Here is a 20775-nt window from a genome sequence, read left to right as displayed (position 1 = left end):
AGCCGGGTGCTCGCCCGCGCCGTCAAGAAGCACCTTGAATCCCGCGTCATGCTCAACGGCCACAAGACCGTGGTGTTTTAGGCAGGGGAATTGAGCCCTGTCTATCTCCCCCCTTGCGGGGGAGAAAGCGATTTCTGGCACTTAGCCCTTGCTAAGTGCCAGAAATCGCAAGAGAGGGGGCAAGTATGATGAGGCGGATTAATCCCCTCACTTGGATTTTCTAAGGATTTAGCAAAGAGGCTAAATCCAAGAAAATCCGTTCTCTCCCTCAAGGGGAGAGATAAGTGCCAGCATGCGATCAGCCTCTCAGGCCTCGATCTCCACATTGCCGAGGGGCTTGGTGCAGCAGGCGAGCACAAATCCCTCGTCGATTTCTTCATCGAGAATACCGCCATTGTGATCCATTTCGGATTTCCCCGACAGTTTCATCACCTTGCACGTGCCGCACAGGCCGGATTCGCAGGCCGCCGCAATGCGGATACCCGCGCCGCGCGCCGCCTTGAGGATCGTATCCCCCGGCATGCAGGGCACATCCATGCCCGACATGGAAAAGGTGATCGTTGCCGATGCTTCCACGGCATCGATGGACATCACGTCAAATGCGGGCAGCACCGGCTCTGCAGCCGGACCGAAGCTTTCCTGATGATACCGCGCCATGTCGAAACCGCCGGCTTCGAGCATGTCGCGCACATCGCGCATGAAACCCTCCGGACCACAGCAGAAGATCGTCCTGTCCTTGAAATCGGGCGACAGCAGCGGCAGCTTGGGCGCTTCCAGCCGCCCGCGAATGCCGGTCCACACCTGCCCCATCTCGTGTTCCTTGATCAGAAACGACAGTTTCAGGTTGGGCATGCAGCCGGTGAGGTATTCGAGCTCCCGCCGGAAGATGATGTCGCTGGGCCGGCGGGCGCAGGTGACGAAGCTGATATCGCTCTGCGGGGCGCAATCATGCATCCAGCGGGTCATCGACATCATCGGCGTGATGCCGGACCCGGCCGAGATGAACAGGTACTTTTCTCCCGGATGCCTGCGCATGGAGAAATCGCCGAGGGGACCGAAGGCCTTCAGCCGCATGCCCGGGGTCAGATGATCCAGCATCCAGCGGGTGCCGATGCTGTTCTCCTGCGCCTTGACCGTCACGGCAATGGTGAAGGGCCGTGACGGGCTGGAGGAGAGCGTATAGGTGCGCAGGACGGCTTCGGGCTGCACCGGCAGCTCGAAGGTCATGAACTGGCCCGGCTCATAGCGGAACCAGTTCTGGTTGTCGGAACGGAATGTGAAGGTCTTCACATTCGGCGCTTCCTCGATGATCGACAGACACTCCAGCAGATGCAGCCGGTCATTCCATGGCTGCATCTGGTCGAGGTGCGGGTAAGACTGAGGAACGCCCATGTTCATTGTGTACCTATGCTACCTTGCTGAGCCGCGTATCGCCGCCGGAAAGACGCTCTTCCATGAACGTGCAGTACCATTCGAGGAATTGCAGCACGCCGCCTTCATGCTCGGGCGAATAGGGTCCGGGCTCATAGGCGGGCGAGCGGATGCCGAAGGCGTTTTCCTCGACGATGCGGCGGTCCTGGTCATTGGTCTCAAGCCAGACATGCGTCAGTTCCTCGATGGTGTAGTCCACACCCTCGACCGCATCCTTGTGCACCAGCCATTTGGTGGTGACCTGCGTTTCATCCGGGCTGAGCGGCAGCACGCGGAAGGAAATGGCGTGGTCGCCGAGGACATGGTTCCATGTGGTCGGATAGTGGAACAGCAGCAGCGAGCCGATCTGCTTCTCGTTGACGCTGTTGCTGAGCTGACGGCCGACGGCGCGGCGCCCGCTCATCGTATAGCTTTCCGCATCACGCAGAAGCGGCACGCGGGTGGCGCGGTACTGGCCGTCATCCGACATGCGGAACGTGCTTGGCAGGCCTGCCGCTTCGCAACGCTGCCAATGGGCGGCGATTTCCGGATCGTCGGCGGCGCCCTGGACACCGCTCACGCTCGGCGCTTCCGGGAAGGTCTTGCACAGTTCGGGATGATTGGCCACACAGTGGTAGCATTCGCGGTTGTTTTCCCAGACCAGCTTCCAGTTGCCCTTCTCGACGATGGTGCTCTGAAAGGCGACCTTAGTTTCGGTGAGGTGGTGCGGTGCGAGATAGGGTTCGATCAGTGCGCGCGCCGCGCTGAAATCGACAGGATTCTGCGCCAGGCAGATGAAGATGTAACCGCCGACGCTTTCGCACGGCACCGGTTTCAAGCTGTGCTGGCTGGCGTCGAAATCATCGCCCATCTGGCGGGCGAACAGCAGGCGCCCGTCAAGCTCGTAGGTCCACTGGTGATAGGGGCAGACGAGCTTTGCCGACGTGCCGCGCTCGGCCGAACAGACGCGCGAGCCGCGATGGCGGCAGGAATTGTGGAAAGCCCGGATCTGGCCCTGGCGGTCACGCACGATGACAACGGGATAATCGCCGACCTGCACCGTGAAAAAATTGCCCGGCTTGGCGACTTCGCAATCATGGCCGATGAACAGCCAGTCGCGATAAAAGATGTTCTCCATGTCCAGCCGGAAATAATCCGGATCGGAGTAGAAGGCCTGTTCAAGGCCGTAGCCCGGTTTCCGGTTTCTCAGGTCCCGGAGCAGTTCGTTGCGTATATCCATGTCGTGTCCTCGCCTCGATGTTGCGAAAGAACTGACTGGTGGTGACGGAGGAAGAACGCCTGCACGGCCGGCCACCGGCCGATACCCGCGCAGAATCATGCTCCTTGATCGCCCACCGCGATCAGTCGGTTTTCATGTCCCGAGGCTGGTTTCCGGGCTCTGGAGTTGCCGTATCGGCTGTCACGACGCCTTCCCGGATTGTGGCCCAGTGGCTGTTATGCCGTGTTTCACTCCACTACCGTTGCGGGGGCAGCGCCGGGTTTCCGACCGGCTTCCCAATTCTCCGCTTCCCTAGAAAAGCGGCACCTCAAGTGCCCCGATAAAAGCATCCGCCACCCAAAAAGAATAGGTGCGGAAACGACATCGCATTTACGTAAGACGACACGTAGGGTGCCTGTACACTATGTCGCAGATTGGCGATCAAACGGCCACTGGTTCAATCCAGAACCACCAGTTCCTCGAAATGATTCATATCGGCGAAACTGCAGAATGCCGGCGGATTGAGTGCAATGACCGGCGATTCACGCCGGATGAATGCTAGGCAATCATCCAGAAGTTCCTGCCAGGCCCCGAGCCTCTCATCGGGAAAACGCGCGATGGGATAGGCCAGCGTGACATGGAAGACATAGGTGTCGTGATCAGGATGCCGGTAACCGAACGGCACAGCCAGTTCGTCGCGCCAGGCGCGCATGATGCGCTCGTCATATTCGCTCGCTCCCGCCACGGTGAGGCCGGCGGGCGTCACGTCGATCACCTCGACGTTGAACGGTCCGCAGCCCTCGAAATCCTGCAGGCGATCCACGTAAAGCCGCGTCATCTCGTCGATGCTTGTCTCCAGCGGAACGTCGTCGGGCCAGTAGGACGGGCGGCGGCGATATTCGATAATGCCCTGAAACAGCGTCATGTGCAGGCTGGAGACGGGGGTAAAGGCCAGCTGCCCGGCATCGGGCATCGCCAGCATCCGTTCGCGCACCGCAATGACCGAGGCTTCCGACTCGGAACCCTTCACCAGATGGCAGACAACCGTATTGCCGGGTTCCGGCTGAAAGACGCCCGCACTGTTGTAGCGCCTGCCGAGATGCACCGGCGGTTCCGGGTGCAGGCTGGCGGCAAAGCGGGCAAGCGAAGGCTTGATCAGGTCGAGCATGGGAACTCCGTGACGAGAGACGACAATGCAATCGCCATAGGACAGCTCTTTGTCAGGCAGATGAAGCCCCCGCCCATTTTGCTATGGCCGGTAGAGATATTCCTCGATCGACGCCTGTTTCATTTCAATCGAGAAACCCGGCAGCAACGGCGGCATATAGGCGGCATCCCGGATATGGCAGGGATCGACAAAATGCTCATGCAGATGATCGACATATTCGATCACCCGGCCCTCTTTCGTGCCTGACACGGCGATGTAATCGATCATCGACAGATGCTGCACATATTCGCAAAGGCCGACACCGCCCGCATGCGGCCAGACGGGCAGTTCATATTTTGCGGCAATCAGCAGCACGGCCAGCACTTCATTCAGACCGCCCATCCGGCACGAATCGATCTGCACCACATCGATGGCGCCTTCGGCAATGAACTGCTTGAACATGATGCGGTTCTGGCACATCTCGCCGGTCGCGACCTTCACAGGCTTGATCGCCTGCCGGATCTTGCGGTGACCCGCCACGTCATCCGGGCTGGTCGGCTCCTCGATAAAGAACGGCTTCACGAAGGCAAGCTTGTTGACCCAGTCGATGGCCTCGCCCACTTCCCAGACCTGGTTGGCATCGATCATCAGGATACGGTCCGGCCCAATCACCTCGCGGGCGATGGTCAGGCGGCGGATATCGTCTTCAAGATCGCGGCCGACCTTCATCTTGATGTGATTGAAACCGGCATCGACCGCTTCCTGGCAGAGGCGGCGCAGCTTTTCATCGGAATAGCCGAGCCAGCCTGCCGAGGTGGTGTAGCAGGGATAACCTTCCGCCTGCAGCGTGGCGATCCGTTCCTTCTTGCCGCTCTCCGCCTTGCGCAGGATGGCGAGTGCGTCCTCGCGCGTCAGCACGTCGGTGAGGTAGCGGAAGTCGACGATATCGACGATTTCTTCCGGCGTCATTTCGCCGACCAGCTGCCAGACCGGCTTGCCCGCTTCCTTGGCAAGCAAGTCCCAGACCGCATTGACCACTGCGCCCGTTGCCAGATGCATCGCGCCCTTGTCAGGCCCGATCCAGCGCAACTGGCTGTCGCCGGTGATGAAGTGCCAGAAACGGCCGGGATTTTCCTTCACCCAGTCCAGTTCCAGTCCGACGACGAGGTGCTTCATCGCTTCAATCGCCAGGCAGCAGATTTCATTGCCGCGACCGATGGTGAAAGTCAGGCCATGACCGGACAAAGCCGTGTTGTCCGTATCGAGGATGACATAGGCGGCGGAATAATCCGGGTCCGGGTTCATGGCGTCCGATCCGTCCAGGCTTTGCGAGGTTGGGAAACGGACGTCAAAGACGCGAAGATCGGTAATGCGGGTCACAATATGCCTCTTGATTGATGTTGCGGGCCAGACGCCGACTCAAATGTCGGCGCGTGCCACCTGTTTCTGGGTGCCAAGACCGTCAATGCCCAGCTCGATCACGTCACCCGCCTTGAGGTAGCGCGGCGGCTTCATGCCCATGCCGACACCGGGCGGTGTTCCGGTCGAGATGATGTCGCCGGGATGCAGCGACATGAACTGGCTGAGATAGGAGACGAGGAAGGCAGCGCCGTAGACCATGGTTTTCGTGGAACCGTTCTGCATGATCTCGCCATTGACCTTCAGCCACATGCCAAGATTTTGCGGGTCGGCCACCTCGTCCTTGGTCACCAGCCACGGGCCTGTCGGCCCGAACGTGTCGCAGGATTTGCCCTTGGTCCATTGCCCTGCCCGCTCCGTCTGGAAGGCGCGCTCGCTGACATCGTGCACGGTGCAGTAACCGGCGACGTAATCCAGCGCCTCGGCTTCATCAACATATTTTGCCGTGCGGCCGATGACGATGCCAAGCTCGACTTCCCAGTCGGTCTTTTCCGAATCGCGCGGAATGACCAGGTCGTCATTCGGGCCTGATATGGCCGATGTGGCTTTCATGAAAATGACCGGCTCCGGCGGCACGGCCATGCCGGATTCCGCCGCATGATCCGCATAATTCAGACCGATGCAGATGAATTTTCCGGTTCCGGCAACGCAGGGGCCGAGGCGCGGATTGCCGCCAACGGCAGGCAGGCTCTCTAAATCCAGCGCCGACAATTTTGCCAGCGCTTCCGGGTCGAGCACGGCCCCGGCAAGATCGCTCACCACGCCTGAAAGATCGCGGATATGCCCCTTGGCATCCAGCACACCGGGCTTTTCCTGTCCCGGTTCGCCATAACGTAGAAATTTCATCGTCTGTTCCTTCCGATTGCATGGGAGGAGGCTTCTGACAATTCATCCTGATGAGGAAGCTGGTGCGGTTTTCGAGAACCGGAGCGCAGTGGACATTTTCGTCCATGAGAGCACCGGAAGCGCAGAAAATCGCATCAGATGCCCATCAGGGTGGATTGGCAAAGTCTCCTAGACGGTCCAGCCGCCATCGATGTTATAGGCCTGCCCCGTCGTGTAGGTCGCACCGGCGAGATAGACGGCAAGGTCGGCAATTTCCTCCGGCAGGCCGAGACGGCCCATCGGCTGGCGGGCAATGAAAGCCGCGCGTGCGGCCTCGTAGTCGCCGCCCGCCCGCATGCGTTGTTCCAGCGACGGGCTTTCCACCGTGCCGGGGCAGATCGCGTTGCAGCGGATGCCCTGCGTGATGTATTCGGCGGCCACCGACTTGGTCAGGCCGAGCACAGCCGCCTTGGTGACGCCATAGGCGAAGCGGTTCGGCACGCCCTTCACGCTGCTGGCAACCGACGACATGTTGATGATCGCGCCATCGCCGCGTTCGATCATGCCGGGCAGGACGGCGCGGATCGTCCGGATCATCGCCCGGACATTGAGATCGAGGGCGAAATCCAGATCCGCATCGGGCATTTCAAGGATCGAGCCGCCATGCACGAAACCGGCACAGTTGAAGAGCACGTCAATCGGACCGATCTCTCCGGCAACCTGATTGACCTCTTCGGTTTTCAGCACATCCAGCTTGCGCGGTTTGATCCCCGCCTCCTGCGGCAGTGCATCGAGCAATTGCTGGTTGATGTCAGTGGCATGGACGATTGCGCCTTCGCGCGCAAAAGCCAGCACCGATGCGCGGCCGATGCCCTGCCCTGCCGCTGTGATCAAAACCCGCTTGCCTGCAAGCTTACCTGTCATTTCAAACCTCCATCTGGCACATTGAGGTGCCCGTCATATCAATTTGTTCTGCGCTCGGCGATCAGGATATGGTCGGCTGCGAGCACGACTTCATCGCGTTGGTTGAGAACCTCGCAGCGCTCGACCACGCGCCCGCTTCCCGGGCGTTTCGGATCGTCTTCCTTGGCGCTGATGGTCACGCGCGTGCGGATGGTGTCGCCGATGAAGACCGGCCGCACGAAACGCAGACGGTCATAGCCATAGGAGAACGCCACCGGATTGATCAGGCTGGCGGTGAGGCCGACACCGATGGAAAAGATCATTGTCCCATGCGCAACCCGCTGGCCGAACGGCGTGGTCTTGGCAAATTCGGCATCCATATGGTGCGGGAAGAAATCGCCGGTGTGACCCGCATGCACGACGAAATCGGTTTCAGTGATCGTGCGGCCCGTCGTGGTGCGCACGTGGCCGATGGCATAATCCTCGAAATAGATGGCCTGTTCCGACATTCACGCCTCCGGCTTTTGCGCCAGCGGCGTTGCCGGCGCCGCACTTGATTGATAGGCGGCCTCGACCAGCGCCATGGTATGCCAGGCGTCTTCGACCGAACTGACCAGCGCGGTGTCCTCGCCGTTGGCAAAGCGCTGCAGATTGGCCATGCGTCCGACAAAGGCATCGGGGAACCATGCGCCCTGCAGCGGAACATTGATCCAATCGGAGCCGCCCTTCGGATAGATCATCAATTCGTCCGGCTCGCCGCGCGGATAGTCGAGATTGACCCCGAGCTTGACATAGGCAGCGCCTTCGGTGCCGCTGATGCGGAACTCGCAGGCCTGAAACCTGCGCCCGAATTTGTGGTCATGATTGATCGACAGCGAGCAGCGCACCCGCTCGCCATAGTCGAGAATGGCGCTCGTGCGTGTCTGCGCCACCGCATGGCCGGGGTGCCCCAGTGTCTTCGCGTGCACGCCCAGCGGATTGCCGAGAATCTCGCGGATCACATCGATGTAATGGATCGAATGCATGGCGATCTCGACACGCGGCAAACCGTTGAGAAACGGCCATAGCGACCATGGCGTGTCCAGCGCCAGCCAGGCATCGAAATCGATGACCTCGCCCAGCCAGCCCTGCGCGATCGCATCTTTCAGCGCCAGCATCATCGGGGCGAATCGCAGCTGGAAATTGACGGCAGCGGTGATGTTGCGCTCCCGGCAGATCCTAAGAATTTCCGTGGACTGGGCAAGATCGCTGCCCATCGGTTTCTGGATCAGGGCGAAGGAACCCTCCGGCAGGGCTTTCAGCACATCCGCATGGCGTGCGGGCGGCGTCGCCAGATCGTAGATAGAATTTTCCACGGCCGTGGCTTCCGCCAGCGATGCATAGGCAGTCACATTCCATTCAGCGGCGATTTTCGCCGCCTTCGCCTGATCGGGATCGAACAGACCGGCGATGGGAAAGCCGCCTTTCCGGTAGGCCGGATAATGCGCGTCGCCGACGATGCTGCCCGCCCCGAAGGTCACGATGGGGCGCGGCTTCGCTGGAAGCGGCCAGCTCTGCTGCAGGGTGGATGGATTGAAGGGTTTTGCAGGTGTTTGCACGCGTCAGATACCCCCCTCTGTCCTGCCGGACATCTCCCCCACAAGGGGGGAGATCACATTGGCATGAACACTTTTGCGCAACAGGACATGTTTCAATTTTTGCGAAGACGGCAATGCAGGCTGATCTCCCCCCTTGTGGGGGAGATGGGCGGCAGCCCAGAGGGGGGTGAAAGGAGGCTTGTTCATTTGTATTCCTCAATCCAGATGGAAGACTTCATCCATCATCGCCCACCATTCGCCCGGCGCCCGCGTTGCCAGCGGCACCTGGCACGGCATGCAGACAGCCCACCATTCCTTGTTTTTGGGATCGGCAGCCATACGGGCCATGTCAGCCGCAAAATCCGTGCCGTGATATTCCCACGTGCCGAACAGGATATTCTCCGGCTCGCGCAGGAAGATCGTGTAGTTGCGGATGTTGCAGCTTGAGATGAGCGCCAGGATTTCCGGCCAGACGGCCGCATGCAGGCGCTTGTATTCCGCCACCCTGTCACCGTTCAGCCCGATCATCATGCCCATGCGCTGCATCAGCCTAACTCCGGATTTCCGTGGTGAATTCATCGATGCTGCGTGCCTTCACCGCATCCCAGTCCCAATCGATGCCGATGCCGGGTTCGGACGGCGCAATGGCATGACCATCTTCGATACGCATCTGTGTCTGTGTCAGGTCGTCCAGCTGCGGGATATACTCGACATACCTGCCGTTCTGCACCGCGCAGGTGAGGCTGACATGCAGCTCCATCAGGAAGTGCGGGCAGACCGGCATGTCAAAACTTTCCGCCGTATGCGCCACTTTCAGCCAGGGCGTGATCCCGCCGATACGGCCCACATCCACCTGCACGATGGAACAGGCGCGCTTCTGCATATATTCGCGGAAATGCCGGATCGAATAGAGCGATTCGCCGACGGCAACCGGCGTCTGCGTTGCCGCGGACAGGCGCACATGGCCGTCGATATCGTCAGCCGGCAGCGGCTCTTCCAGCCACGCCAGATCGATATCGCGCAGCACCTGCGAGCGCCTGATGGCCTCATCCAGCGTAAAACCCTGATTGGCATCGGTCATGATCTCGAAACCCGCACCCACCGCAGCGCGCACCGCCGACAGGCGGTCGAGGTCTTCGGAGCCGTGCGGACGGCCGATCTTCACCTTCGCACCCTTGAAACCCTTGGCTTTCGCCTGCAAGGCATCATCCACCAGCGCCTGTTTTTCAATGTGCAGCCAGCCGCCTTCGGTGGTGTAGAGCGGGCAGCGGTCTTTTGCCCCGCCCGCCAGTTTCCACAAAGGCAGGTTCTGCTTCTTCGCCCGCAGGTCCCACAAAGCGATATCGATAGCGGCGAGCGCAATCGCGGTGATCGCCCCAATGGTTGTCGCGTGGGTGGCAAATTCAAGCTCGCGCCAGATGGCCTCGATCTGGTCGGCATCCCTGCCGAGCAGGCGCGGCACCAGATGATCCGACAAAAGCCGCATCACCGAGGAGCCGCCCGTGCCGATCGTGTAGCTGTACCCCGTACCGACAGCGCCATCGCTGTCGGTGATGGTGACAATCGGCGTTTCCTGCGAAACAAAGCTCTGGATGGCATCGGTCCGCAGCACTTTCGGCGGCAGGTCGACCATCCGCAATTCGACGCGTTCGATTCTGGCCATGGTCAGCTCCGCAGGGTTTTGCCGGTTTCGGCCGAGAAGAGATGCGCCTGCGACAGGTCGAAACTCAGCTTGATGGTCTCACCCGCCGCGAGCGGGCGCGGATTGAGCATGCGCGATACCCATTCCTTTTCGCCGAGCGTGATGAACACCAGCGTCTCGTTGCCGAGCGGTTCGGTGATCGAAACCGGCAGCGACAGCTCGTGCACATCCGTCGCCTCGCCGGAACTCAAGCCATGGCCGGTCGGATAGATATCGTCGGGACGCAGGCCAAAAATGACCTTTTCGCCCGCAACCACCTTGTTGCGGAATTCGAGCGGCAAAGGCAGGCTCTGGCCGCCCTTCAGCACCAGCCTGCCGCCATCGACCGTGGCCTCGTTGAGGTTCATCGGCGGCGAACCGATGAAACCCGCGACAAAGCGCGTGGCCGGACGCTTGAACACTTCTTCCGGCGTGCCGACCTGCTCGATATGACCGTCCCGCATGATGACGATACGGTCGGACAGCGTCATGGCCTCGACCTGATCGTGGGTCACGTAGATCATGGTCGCCTGCACCTTGGCGTGCAGCCGCTTGATTTCGGTGCGCACCTGCGTGCGCAGCTTGGCATCGAGATTGGACAGCGGCTCGTCGAACAGGAACACTTCCGGCTTGCGCACGATGGCGCGGCCCATGGCCACACGCTGGCGCTGGCCGCCGGAGAGCTGGGACGGACGGCGATCCATGTACTTTTCCAGATCGAGAATGGCAGCCGCTTCATTGACGCGCTGGTCGATCTCCGCCTGCGGTACCTTGCCGATCTTCAGCGAAAAACCCATATTCTCGCGCACGGTCATATGCGGATAGAGCGCGTAGGACTGGAACACCATCGAGATGTTGCGGGCGCGCGGCGGCAGGTCGTTGACCGGCTTGCCGCCGATTTCGATGACGCCGTCGCTGATGTCTTCCAGCCCGGCAATCATGCGCAGCGTCGTCGACTTGCCGCAGCCGGACGGCCCGACCAGCGCGATGAATTCGCGGTCCTTCACCTCAAGATCAATGCCGTGGACAACATCCACGCTGCCGTAGCGCTTGACCAGCTTTTTCAGGGTTACGGGTGCCATTGGGAGAGCCTTTAACCTTTCACCGCGCCGAACGTCAGTCCGGACACCAGATGCTTTTGAATGATGAATGTGAGGGTCAGCGCCGGAACGATCATGACCACGGCGAGCGCACACATGCCGCGCCAGTCAATGGTGAATTCCGACGTGTAATCGAGCAGTCCGACGGGCAGCGTCTTCGAATTGACCGAGCGGGTGATCTGCGAGGCCAGCGCATATTCGTTCCACGAGGTGAGGAAGGCGAAAATACCTGCCGAGGCGATACCCGGACCCGCCAGCGGAAATTCCACCTGCCAGAATGCCTGCCAGCGCGTGCAGCCGTCGATCTGCGCGGCCTCGGCCAGATCCTTCGGCACCTGGCGGAAGAACCCGTCGATCAGCCAGATGGTGAAGGGCACGTTGAGGGCCACATAGATCAGGATCATGGAAAAATGCGTATCGATGATGCCGAGCCGGGCGAAAATCATGAACAGCGGCAGCGACAGCGCGATGCCGGGAACCGCGCGCGTCAGCATGAAGCCGAGGAAGACCGCCGACTTGCCCTTGAACTTGTAGCGGGCAAAGGCGTAGCCGCCCGCCATGCCGATAATGAGCGCAATGATGGTCGAGGTGATCGAAATGATCAGCGAATTGCGGAAATACTCCCAGACCGGGATGCCGCCCTGCCCGGCGCCGCCGAACATGGCGCGGTAGGCATCGAGCGAAATATCCTGCGGAATCCATACGGGCGGTTTGGCCATGATCTCGACGGTCGGGCGGAGCGAATTGAGGACGATCCACAGGCCCGGCAGGCAGATGACCAGCATGGCCAGGAACAGGCCGACGAGATGCAGGACTTTCAGGCCGCGGCGCTTGAGACGATGTGCGTTGTTCTGATCCATCTTACCACTCCGCTCCGATCTGCTGGCGCGCCGCGGCGAGCTTTCTGAAGAAATACACGGTGAACAGGATGGAGAGCAGGATCGAAATATAGGCCATGGCATTGGCCATGCCCATGCGCGCATCGCTGTAGGCGGTGCGGCCGACCAGCGTCCACAACAGTTCCGTGCGTTTGGCCGGACCGCCATCGGTCATGATCTTGACGATGTCATAGGCACGCGCCACGTCGAGCGAGCGGATGGTCATGGCGATCATGGCGAAGGGCATGAGGTAAGGCCAAGTGACATAGCGGAAGGTCTGCCACGGCGTGCAGCCATCGACACGCGCGGCTTCCACGGGCTCCTGCGGCATGGCCAGCAGGCCGGCAAGGATCAGGATCGCGAAGACCGAGGTCGAAGACCAGATTTCCGCGACAATGATCGAGAACAGCGCCAGATTGCCGTCGATCAGCCACGGGATGGCCGATGTGGTTATCCCCAGCGACTGCAGCACATTGTTGACGAAGCCGATATTGTCATTGAACAGGAATTTGAACTGAAAGCCGACGAGCACCGGTGAGAACATCATCGGGAACATCATCAGCGTGCGCAACAGACGCTGGCCGCGCGTGGCCTTGTTGACCAGCATGGCAACACCGAGGCCAAGGAACATTTCGGCATTCAGAGCGATGGTCAAAAGCAGAACCGTCCGCCCGAACGCCGTCCAGAATTCCAGGCTGGTCAGCGCGCTCACATAGTTGCGGAAGCCGATGACAACCCAGATCGTCTCGGGTTTCGTCAGCCGGAACGGCGTGAAGCTGGAGTAGAGCGAAAACAGCAGGGGCAGGACGATGACGGCAGCCAGAACGATAATGGCGGGCAGCAGCAGAAGCGTCGGCGCTGATAATTTGGGAAATTTCATCTGGAGTATGGGCCTTTTAATCTCTGCTCCCGGATAGGTTGCATGCGTTACCCCCTGTCCGGCAGGATAGAAGCGGGGTGATATCCATCACCCCGCCTCCCAACCGCATCAAAGCTTGCCGGCATCCTTGAGAATATCGGTTGCCTTCTGGGCAGCGGTGTCGAGCGCTTCCTTGGAGGTCTTGTCGCCAAGGATGGCGGCCTGCAGCTCCGGATAGACGGCGTTGGAAATCTCGATCCATTCGGCCAGCGGCGGAACCGGGAAGGCATTCTTCGCCGCTTCCTGGAAAGCCGCCAGAACCTCCGTCTTGTACGGATCGCTCTTGGCCTGATCGATATCCCAGGCCCAGACCGCCGTGCGGGTCGGCAACGGCCCGGCCTTGGCTTCCAGCTTCTGGCTGTCTTCATTGGTCAGCCACCAGACGAGCGAAGCGGCGGCGTCCTTGTTGGCGCAGGCTTCCGTGACCGAGAAGCCGTGGCTGCCGGACCAGCCGGTCCGCTTGCCCGATGACCCCGCCGGTTGAACCTTGACGCCGACATTGCCGGCAACCTTTGAGGACTTCGGATCATTGAAGAAGCTTGCCCAGCCCGGCCAGTCCAGATTGATGGCAATGGAGCCGGAGGCAAAGCCCTGGCCAAGATCGTCCCACAGATAGTTGGTTGTACCGGCGGGAACAGCCTTGGCCTTGTAGAGATTGACGAACCAGTCGAGCGCCTTGATGCCCGCGGCCGAATTGAAGGCGGGCTTGCCGTCCTTGTCGATGTACTCGCCGCCCTCGGCAACCAGCATTTCATAGAAGCGGCCGTTGATCGCCTCTTCCTTGCCGGCAAATTGCGTGCCGTAGAAATCCGGCGCCTTGGTGAAGAACAGCGCCTGATCCGTCACCTGCTGCCAGGTATCGGGCGGTGTCAGCTCATAGCCATACTTGGCCTTGAAGGCCTTCTTGTTGGCTTCGTCGGCATAAATGCTCTTCTGGTAGTACAGCGCGGAAACGTCGAACTGCGCGCGCGGCAGCATCACCAGCTTGCCGTCGAGGGTCGAGGCCTTGATGTTGGCCGGCACGAAAGCAGCGACTTCCGCCGCCGGTATCAGCGGCGTCAGATCCGTATAGATGCCCGGATATTGCGGCGCAAAGGATGAATGGTTCGAACCGACGCACCACTTCAGGCTGCCCGAAGCGATATCCGACTTGATCTCCTTGTCGAGCTCGAAGTGATTCTTCTTGGACAGGATGTTGACCTTGGCGCCGGTCAGCTTCTCCCATTCGCCGATACGCTCATACAGCGGCTCATATTGCTGGCCGCCGATCAGTTTGGCGTCGATGGTGACGCCCTCGAACTTGCCCGGCAGTTCAGCGCCAAAGGCAAGGCTTGTGCTCAAAAGCGCAATAGCGCCGGCCGAAACACTGGCTAGCAGGTTTTTCATGCAGTTCCTCCCAACATCCAGAGTGCCGCCTCCCGGCACTTTTCTTCACCCATATATGGGCGTGTCATTCATATACAAACATTTACAGGCTTGACCGTCAAGCGCGGAAACGCTTTCCTATGAAGATAATCTTCGTATATGCATTGGGTGAAATGAGGGGATAACCATGTTGGAAGAAGACGACAGCGACCGGTATCGCGCCCCGGCACTCGACAAGGGACTGGACATTCTCGAGCTGCTTTCGGGCATTGATGGCGGCCTCACCCAGGCGGAAATTGCCAAGCATCTTGGCCGCAGTCCCAATGAGTTCTACCGCATGCTCGACCGGCTGGTCCGGCGCGGCTATGTCACCCGGCTCGAGGGCGACCGCTATTCCCTGACCCTGAAACTCTTCGGCCTCGCCCAGCTGCATGCCCCGGTTCGCCGGCTCGCCTCCTATGCCACGCCGCTGATGCGCGATCTTGCGGTCCTGACCAAGCAGGCCAACCAGCTCAGTGTGTTTGACCGGGGTGCGGCCGTCGTCATTGCCCAACAGGAGGCGCCTGATTATTGGGGCATTTCCATCCGCGTCGGCTCGCATATCAGCCTCTTCAACACCGGCTCCGGTCATGTGCTTCTGGCGTTCCGCTCGGATGAGGAACGCGCCATGATGATTGCCGAATATGAAAAACATGCCGACGACATTGCCCAGCCTGCGGATTTTCGCGAGCGGCTCGACCATATCCGTGCGCGCGGCTATGAGATCATGCCCAGCGCCCAGACCGCAGGCGTCTACAATATATCCGCGCCAATCCTGGGACCCGATGGGCGGTCCATCGCGGCCCTGACCTGCCCCTATATCAAGCTCCTGAACATCCCCGACGCGCCGGACGTTGATCAGGCGCGCGAAATGCTGGTGACGACAGCACACAAACTCTCCGAGCTTGCGGGCGCGGATGTCATCCATTCCAGCGTTGTGCGCCACGCGTGAACGGGAGCAGATCAGGCATGTTCATCGATACACACCTTCATCTCATCGACCAGTCGGCCCTGCATTATCCTTGGCTTGCCGGTGTCGAGGCACTCAACCGGGATTTTCTCTACGGCGAATATGCGCTGCAGGCGCAGCGGGCCGGAATTACCCGGGCGCTGCACATGGAAGTGGATGTGACCCCATCCGAAATCCAGACCGAAATTGACTACGTCGCGGGCCTTTCGAAGGGTGAAGGCAGCCTGATTGCCGGGGCGATTGCCGCCTGCCGCCCGGAAGAGGCCGGCTTTTCCGCCTACCTTGAACGCCAGCGGGCCAACCCGTTCGTCAAAGGCTTTCGCCGCATCCTGCACACCATGCCGGACGATCTGTCGGAGAGTTCCCTCTTCCGCGACAATATCCGGCGTATGGGCGGATCGGGCCTGACCTTCGATCTGTGCGTGCTGCCGCGCCAGACGGACCGGGCGATCACACTGGTTGATCTTGCTCCTGATGTGACCTTCATTCTCGATCATTGCGGCGTGCCTGACATCAAGGGCGATGATTTCGCCGTCTGGCGCGGCGGGATCACCGAAATCGCCAAACGCCCCAATGTCATCGCCAAGATTTCCGGCGTCGTTGCCTATGCCGATGCGCAATGGCAGGCGGAAACGCTCAAACCCTATGTGCACCACGTCATCGGCAGTTTCGGCTGGGACCGGATTGTCTGGGGCAGCGACTGGCCGGTCTGCACGCTGGGCGGCGGCCTTGCCACATGGATCGCCGCCACGCACGCACTGGTTTCGGGATGCAGCGAAAGCGAAAAGACCAAACTGTTTTCCGGTAACGCCGAGCGGGTGTGGACGCTTTAGGCGTTGGTTCACCTCCCCCCCCCTCTGGTAGGGCAGAGGGGGGTGATAAACCATCCGCAAGCTCAAATCCCTTGCCTGCCAGGCCCCGGCGCTTTACCTCTGGTCACCAGCAGCACAACCAATGGCGGGAGATACAATGGCAGCGGAGCTTCACGGACCGGACCTTCTCAGTGCCGTCGTGCTTTTGGGAGCAGGCGTTGTCGCCGTGCCCGTCTTCAAGCGGCTCGGGCTTGGTTCCGTCCTCGGCTATCTCGCCGCCGGTCTGGTGATCGGGCCTTTCGGCCTTAAATTCTTCTCCGATCCGCAGACGATCCTGCACGTCGCCGAACTTGGCGTCGTCATGTTCCTCTTCATCATCGGCCTTGAGATGCAGCCCTCCCGCCTCTGGGGCCTGCGCAAGGAGATTTTCGGCCTTGGCGCCCTGCAGGTCGGCGTGTGTGCACTCCTGCTCACCGGGGTTGGCATCGCCACCGGCTTTCCCGTCGCCATATCCTTCGTCGCCGGTGCCGGTTTCGTCCTGACGTCGACGGCCATCGTCATGCAACTGCTGGAAGAGCGCGGCGAGATATCGAGCACCAAGGGCCAGCGCATGGTCTCGATCCTGCTGCTGGAAGACCTTGCCATCGTGCCGCTTCTCGCCCTCGTCGCCTTCCTCGCGCCGATCGCCGCCACCGACGCGCCGCCGTCGGGCCTGCGCTGGATGGATATCGGCATTGGTGTCGGCGCGGTCGTCGGCCTCATCGTCGCCGGCCGTTACCTGCTCAATCCCCTCTTCCGTTTCCTCGCCCAGTCGCGGGCACGCGAGGTCATGACCGCCGCCGCGCTCCTCGTCGTGCTCGGCGCCGCGCTCGTCATGCAGGTCAGCGGCCTCTCCATGGCGATGGGCGCTTTTCTTGCCGGTGTCCTCCTGTCCGAATCCACCTTCCGGCATCAGCTCGAAGCCGATGTCGAACCGTTCCGCGGCATCCTGCTCGGCCTGTTCTTTCTCGCCGTCGGCATGTCGCTGGACCTGAGCGTCGTCACCACCAACTGGCGCAGCGTGCTGTTCTATGTCGCCGCCTTCATGGTGGTGAAGGGCATCGCGATCTATATCGTCGCCCGCCTGATGCGCTCGTCCCACACGGAAGCGCTGGAGCGCGCCGTCGTGATGGCGCAGGGCGGCGAATTTGCCTTCGTGCTCTATTCCACCGCCACCTCGGTCGGCATTCTCGATGGCCGCGCCAATGCCATGCTGACGGCCATCATCATCATCTCCATGGTGCTGACCCCGATCGCCATCATCGGCCTGCGCTATATCCTGCCGCGCGAAAAACAGTCGCTCGATGGCGTCGATGTCGCGGAAGGCCTGTCGGGCAGTGTCCTCGTCATCGGCTTCGGCCGGTTCGGCCAGATCGCCAGCCAGCCTCTGCTGATGCGCGGCGTCGATGTCTCGATCATCGACAATGACATCGAAATGATCCAGGCGGCAGCCGAATTCGGCTTCAAGGTCTATTACGGCGACGGCACCCGTCTCGATATCCTGCATGCCGCCGGCGCAGGCCGCGCGCAAGCCGTCCTCATCTGTGTCGACAAGCCTGACACCATTCTCGCCATCGCCGAGCATATCAAGGCGGAATATCCGCTTGTGCAGGTCTATGCCCGCTCCTTCGACCGCGGCAACACGCTGGCGCTGATCAAGGCCGGTGTCGAGTATCAGATCCGCGAAACCTTCGAGTCCGCTTTGTCATTTGGCGAGAACACGCTCATCGGCCTCGGCGTCGCGCCAGAGGAAGCAGCGGAGATCATCGGCGACGTGCGCCAGCGTGATGCCGAACGCCTCGACCTGCAGCTTGCCGGCGGCATCCATGCCGGCAATGACCTGATGAAGGGCAATGCACCGGTTCCAGGACCCCTGGTCAAACCTCGGCAATCCGGCCGGGCTCTGAGCGAAGAAACCGCCCGCGTGCTGCCGGCGGCGCAAACCGCCGACAGTGCAAACTGATTGCAACCACCATGGAAGGACAAGCAATGGCTGAAACCGATCAGGCGATCATCGACGGTATTGTCGGCTTCTGGCGCAAGGCCGGTGCCGACGCCTGGTTCAAGAAGGACGCGGCGTTTGACGAAACCTTCCGCCAGACCTTTCTCGACAGGCATTTCGCCGCCGCCCGGCGCGACTATAACCACTGGATCGAGACCGCCGATGGCGCGCTGGCATTGATGATCCTGCTTGACCAGTTCCCGCGCAATTGCTTTCGCGGCACCGGTCACATGTATGCGACGGACTCGCTGGCGCGCCATTACGCCGGAGAGGCGCTGGAAAGAGGCCACGATCTTGCCCTCGAGCCGTCCGTGCGCGGCTTTCTCTATCTGCCCTTCATGCATTCGGAAGATATCAATGAGCAATTGCGCTGCGTGAAGCTTTACACCGCATCGGCCCCGAGCCAGCTCGAATGGGCCGAAGATCATTACAATATCATCCGCCGGTTTGGCCGGTTTCCCCACCGCAACGCCATTCTCGGGCGGAAATCCACGCCGGAAGAACAGACTTTCCTCGATGCGGGCGGCTTTGCCGGGTAGGCGGATTTCCTGCCCCGCTGCCGAATTTTCGCCACATCCTCTTGAACGCAGCCGTGCAGACTGCCATTATAAGCGCACCTGGCACCCGTAATTTTCACCAATGACGCCAGTCAAACAGGGACTGACCGCGCCTCGATGCCGGACGAACAATCTGAAGAGCCTCCAAGTCCGGACTTGCGAAGCAAGCTGACTCTGCCCGTGCAGCGTCAGCAACAACTCCCGTTTATCTCCCCAAAATTCGATTTGGCCTGCATTGCGGGCGGATGTGCGCTGGCTTTCCCAGCCGCATCCGCACGCCATGCCGTGCACTGACCCGTATCTCTTAGAAGGAACCGACTTCCCAATGGAATGGATTGCCGACCCCAATGCCTGGATTGGTCTCGCCACGCTGATCGTGCTCGAGATCGTACTCGGGATCGACAACCTCGTCTTCATCGCCATCCTTGCGGACAAGCTGCCGCCCAGCCAGCGCAACCGCGCGCGCATCGTCGGCCTGTCCCTCGCCCTCATCATGCGCCTGGCACTGCTCGCCTCCATCTCCTGGGTGGTGACGTTGACCACGCCGCTTTTCAGCGTGGCGGGCTTCGGTTTCTCGGGGCGCGACCTCATCCTGATTGTCGGCGGCCTGTTCCTGCTGTTCAAGGGCACCATGGAGCTGCACGAGCGCCTTGAAGGCCATATGTCCGCCAAGGAATCCAATGGTGTCCATGCGGTCTTCTGGCAGGTCATCGCCCAGATTGTCGTGCTCGACGCCGTCTTCTCGCTCGACAGCGTGATTACCGCCGTCGGCATGGTGAAATATCTGGAAGTCATGATGATCGCCGTCGTCATCGCCGTGGGCGTGATGATGCTGGCCTCCAAGCCGCTGATGGCCTTCGTCAGCCGTCATCCGACCGTTGTGATCCTCTGTCTCGGCTTCCTCATGATGATCGGCTTCAGCCTGATCGTCGAAGGCTTCGGCTTCCATATTCCGAAGGGCTATCTCTACGCCGCCATCGGCTTCTCCGTGCTCATCGAAGCTGCCAATCAGGTTGGACGGCATAACCGCGACAAGCGCATCACCACGATGGATCTGCGTGACCGCACGGCAGGCGCGGTGCTGCGCCTTCTGGGCGGCGGCCGGACCGGCGATGCCAGCCACCACTCGGATGCGCTGGATGTGATTGCCGAGCAGACAGCCGCCGGTGAAGTCTTCCATCCGGAAGAAAAGGAAATGATCCGCGGCGTACTCGACCTGGTGGAGCGTCCGGTGCGCTCCATCATGTCGCCGCGCAACGAGGTCGAATGGCTTGACCTTGATGAAACCAACGAGGAACTGCTGGCGGAAATCCGCACGCTCTCCCATAGCCGCGTGGTCCTCGCCCGGGGACGGGTCGATGAATTTGTCGGCGTCGCCCTGACCAAGGACCTGCTGTTCGCCATTCTCGACGGCGGCAAGATCGACTGGGACAAGGTCACCCGCCAGCCGCTGATCCTGCATGAAAATGCCAATGTCCTGCGCGTCATGGAGCAGTTGCGCGGCACGACGGTGCAGATGGCGATTGTTCTCGACGAACATGGCTCATTCGAGGGCGTGGTCACGCCAACCGACATTCTCGAGGCCATTGCCGGCGACTTCCCGGACGAAGGCGAGGAAAGCCCGATCCTCGAGCGGTCGGAAGACGGCAGCATGGTGGTGGACGCCTATATCGACATCCGCCGCCTCGGCGGTCTGATCGAACGCGATCTCGTCGATGACGGCGACCGCTACACGACGCTGGCCGGTTACATCCTGTGGAATCTCGGCCACATCCCGGCCCAGGGCGAAAAGCTGAAAGTCGATGATTACGCGTATGAAATCGTCGAAATGGACGGCCGCAACATCGGCAAGGTGCGGATTTCGCCCACGGAGACGGCGGCTTATATTTGATCCTGCCCAAAAATATTCCCGC

General features: G+C 60.7%; 19 protein-coding genes and 1 riboswitch. Of the genes, 5 read left to right on the top strand and 14 right to left on the bottom strand.

The window, feature by feature from the left end:
• Positions 1-306 precede the first annotated feature (306 nt).
• The 14 genes from ACTJJ7_RS19470 to ACTJJ7_RS19405 form a co-directional block, all read right to left on the bottom strand.
• Entirely contained in the window at positions 307-1398 is a 1092-nt protein-coding gene (locus ACTJJ7_RS19470) for a 2Fe-2S iron-sulfur cluster-binding protein (RefSeq protein WP_440968533.1), read from the bottom strand.
• A 7-nt stretch (positions 1399-1405) separates the two neighbouring features.
• Positions 1406-2650, bottom strand: a complete 1245-nt coding sequence (locus tag ACTJJ7_RS19465) for an aromatic ring-hydroxylating oxygenase subunit alpha (protein ID WP_130269668.1) — start codon at positions 2648-2650, stop codon at positions 1406-1408.
• A gap of 126 nt (positions 2651-2776) precedes the next feature.
• Positions 2777-2975, bottom strand: a riboswitch (cobalamin riboswitch).
• A gap of 111 nt (positions 2976-3086) precedes the next feature.
• Complete coding sequence (locus tag ACTJJ7_RS19460) at positions 3087-3797, bottom strand: DUF1868 domain-containing protein (protein ID WP_440968532.1); 711 nt, start codon at positions 3795-3797, stop codon at positions 3087-3089.
• 81 nt (positions 3798-3878) lie between these two features.
• Complete coding sequence (locus ACTJJ7_RS19455) at positions 3879-5156, bottom strand: L-fuconate dehydratase (protein WP_440968531.1); 1278 nt, start codon at positions 5154-5156, stop codon at positions 3879-3881.
• A gap of 39 nt (positions 5157-5195) precedes the next feature.
• Positions 5196-6041, bottom strand: a complete 846-nt coding sequence (locus ACTJJ7_RS19450) for a fumarylacetoacetate hydrolase family protein (protein ID WP_440968530.1) — start codon at positions 6039-6041, stop codon at positions 5196-5198.
• A 168-nt stretch (positions 6042-6209) separates the two neighbouring features.
• Positions 6210-6944, bottom strand: coding sequence for an SDR family oxidoreductase (locus ACTJJ7_RS19445; RefSeq protein ID WP_440968529.1), 735 nt, complete (start codon positions 6942-6944; stop codon positions 6210-6212).
• 38 nt (positions 6945-6982) lie between these two features.
• Complete coding sequence (locus tag ACTJJ7_RS19440; RefSeq protein ID WP_130269660.1) at positions 6983-7432, bottom strand: MaoC family dehydratase; 450 nt, start codon at positions 7430-7432, stop codon at positions 6983-6985.
• Complete coding sequence (locus ACTJJ7_RS19435; protein WP_440968528.1) at positions 7433-8521, bottom strand: Gfo/Idh/MocA family protein; 1089 nt, start codon at positions 8519-8521, stop codon at positions 7433-7435.
• Positions 8522-8716: 195 nt separating this feature from the next.
• Positions 8717-9046: an L-rhamnose mutarotase gene (locus ACTJJ7_RS19430; RefSeq protein ID WP_105731927.1), complete on the bottom strand. Its 330-nt coding sequence runs from the start codon at positions 9044-9046 to the stop codon at positions 8717-8719.
• Between the two features lie 4 nt (positions 9047-9050).
• The gene (locus tag ACTJJ7_RS19425) at positions 9051-10163 is read right to left on the bottom strand and encodes a mandelate racemase/muconate lactonizing enzyme family protein (protein WP_440968527.1); all 1113 of its coding nucleotides are present in this window, start codon (positions 10161-10163) and stop codon (positions 9051-9053) included.
• 2 nt (positions 10164-10165) lie between these two features.
• Positions 10166-11263 (bottom strand): ABC transporter ATP-binding protein, encoded by a 1098-nt coding sequence (locus ACTJJ7_RS19420; protein ID WP_130269652.1) that lies wholly within the window; start codon positions 11261-11263, stop codon positions 10166-10168.
• A gap of 11 nt (positions 11264-11274) precedes the next feature.
• Positions 11275-12141, bottom strand: coding sequence for a carbohydrate ABC transporter permease (locus tag ACTJJ7_RS19415; protein ID WP_105731924.1), 867 nt, complete (start codon positions 12139-12141; stop codon positions 11275-11277).
• A gap of 1 nt (position 12142) precedes the next feature.
• Entirely contained in the window at positions 12143-13039 is an 897-nt protein-coding gene (locus ACTJJ7_RS19410) for a carbohydrate ABC transporter permease (protein ID WP_440968526.1), read from the bottom strand.
• Positions 13040-13147: 108 nt separating this feature from the next.
• Positions 13148-14464 carry an ABC transporter substrate-binding protein gene (locus ACTJJ7_RS19405; protein ID WP_130269650.1) on the bottom strand — a complete coding sequence of 439 codons (1317 nt, stop codon included), beginning with the start codon at positions 14462-14464 and terminating at the stop codon, positions 13148-13150.
• Between the two features lie 166 nt (positions 14465-14630).
• On the opposite strand from ACTJJ7_RS19405, the gene ACTJJ7_RS19400 reads away from it, so the two are divergent.
• The 5 genes from ACTJJ7_RS19400 to ACTJJ7_RS19380 all read left to right on the top strand — a co-directional run bounded on the left by ACTJJ7_RS19400 (position 14631) and on the right by ACTJJ7_RS19380 (position 20753).
• Positions 14631-15434, top strand: a complete 804-nt coding sequence (locus tag ACTJJ7_RS19400; protein WP_374042760.1) for an IclR family transcriptional regulator — start codon at positions 14631-14633, stop codon at positions 15432-15434.
• A 17-nt stretch (positions 15435-15451) separates the two neighbouring features.
• Positions 15452-16285, top strand: coding sequence for an amidohydrolase family protein (locus tag ACTJJ7_RS19395; protein WP_440968525.1), 834 nt, complete (start codon positions 15452-15454; stop codon positions 16283-16285).
• A gap of 136 nt (positions 16286-16421) precedes the next feature.
• On the top strand, positions 16422-18266 hold the full coding sequence (locus tag ACTJJ7_RS19390; RefSeq protein WP_440968524.1) for a monovalent cation:proton antiporter-2 (CPA2) family protein: 1845 nt from the start codon (positions 16422-16424) through the stop codon (positions 18264-18266).
• A gap of 26 nt (positions 18267-18292) precedes the next feature.
• On the top strand, positions 18293-18844 hold the full coding sequence (locus ACTJJ7_RS19385) for a DUF924 family protein (RefSeq protein WP_440968523.1): 552 nt from the start codon (positions 18293-18295) through the stop codon (positions 18842-18844).
• 343 nt (positions 18845-19187) lie between these two features.
• Positions 19188-20753 (top strand): TerC family protein, encoded by a 1566-nt coding sequence (locus ACTJJ7_RS19380; RefSeq protein ID WP_105731918.1) that lies wholly within the window; start codon positions 19188-19190, stop codon positions 20751-20753.
• Positions 20754-20775: the final 22 nt, after the last annotated feature.

It is taken from the genome of Phyllobacterium sp. 22229, from assembly GCF_052056495.1.
Classification (GTDB): Bacteria; Pseudomonadota; Alphaproteobacteria; order Rhizobiales; family Rhizobiaceae; genus Phyllobacterium; species Phyllobacterium myrsinacearum.
Note: the sequence above shows the minus strand (reverse complement) of the source record. Positions and strands in the feature narration are given on the sequence as shown.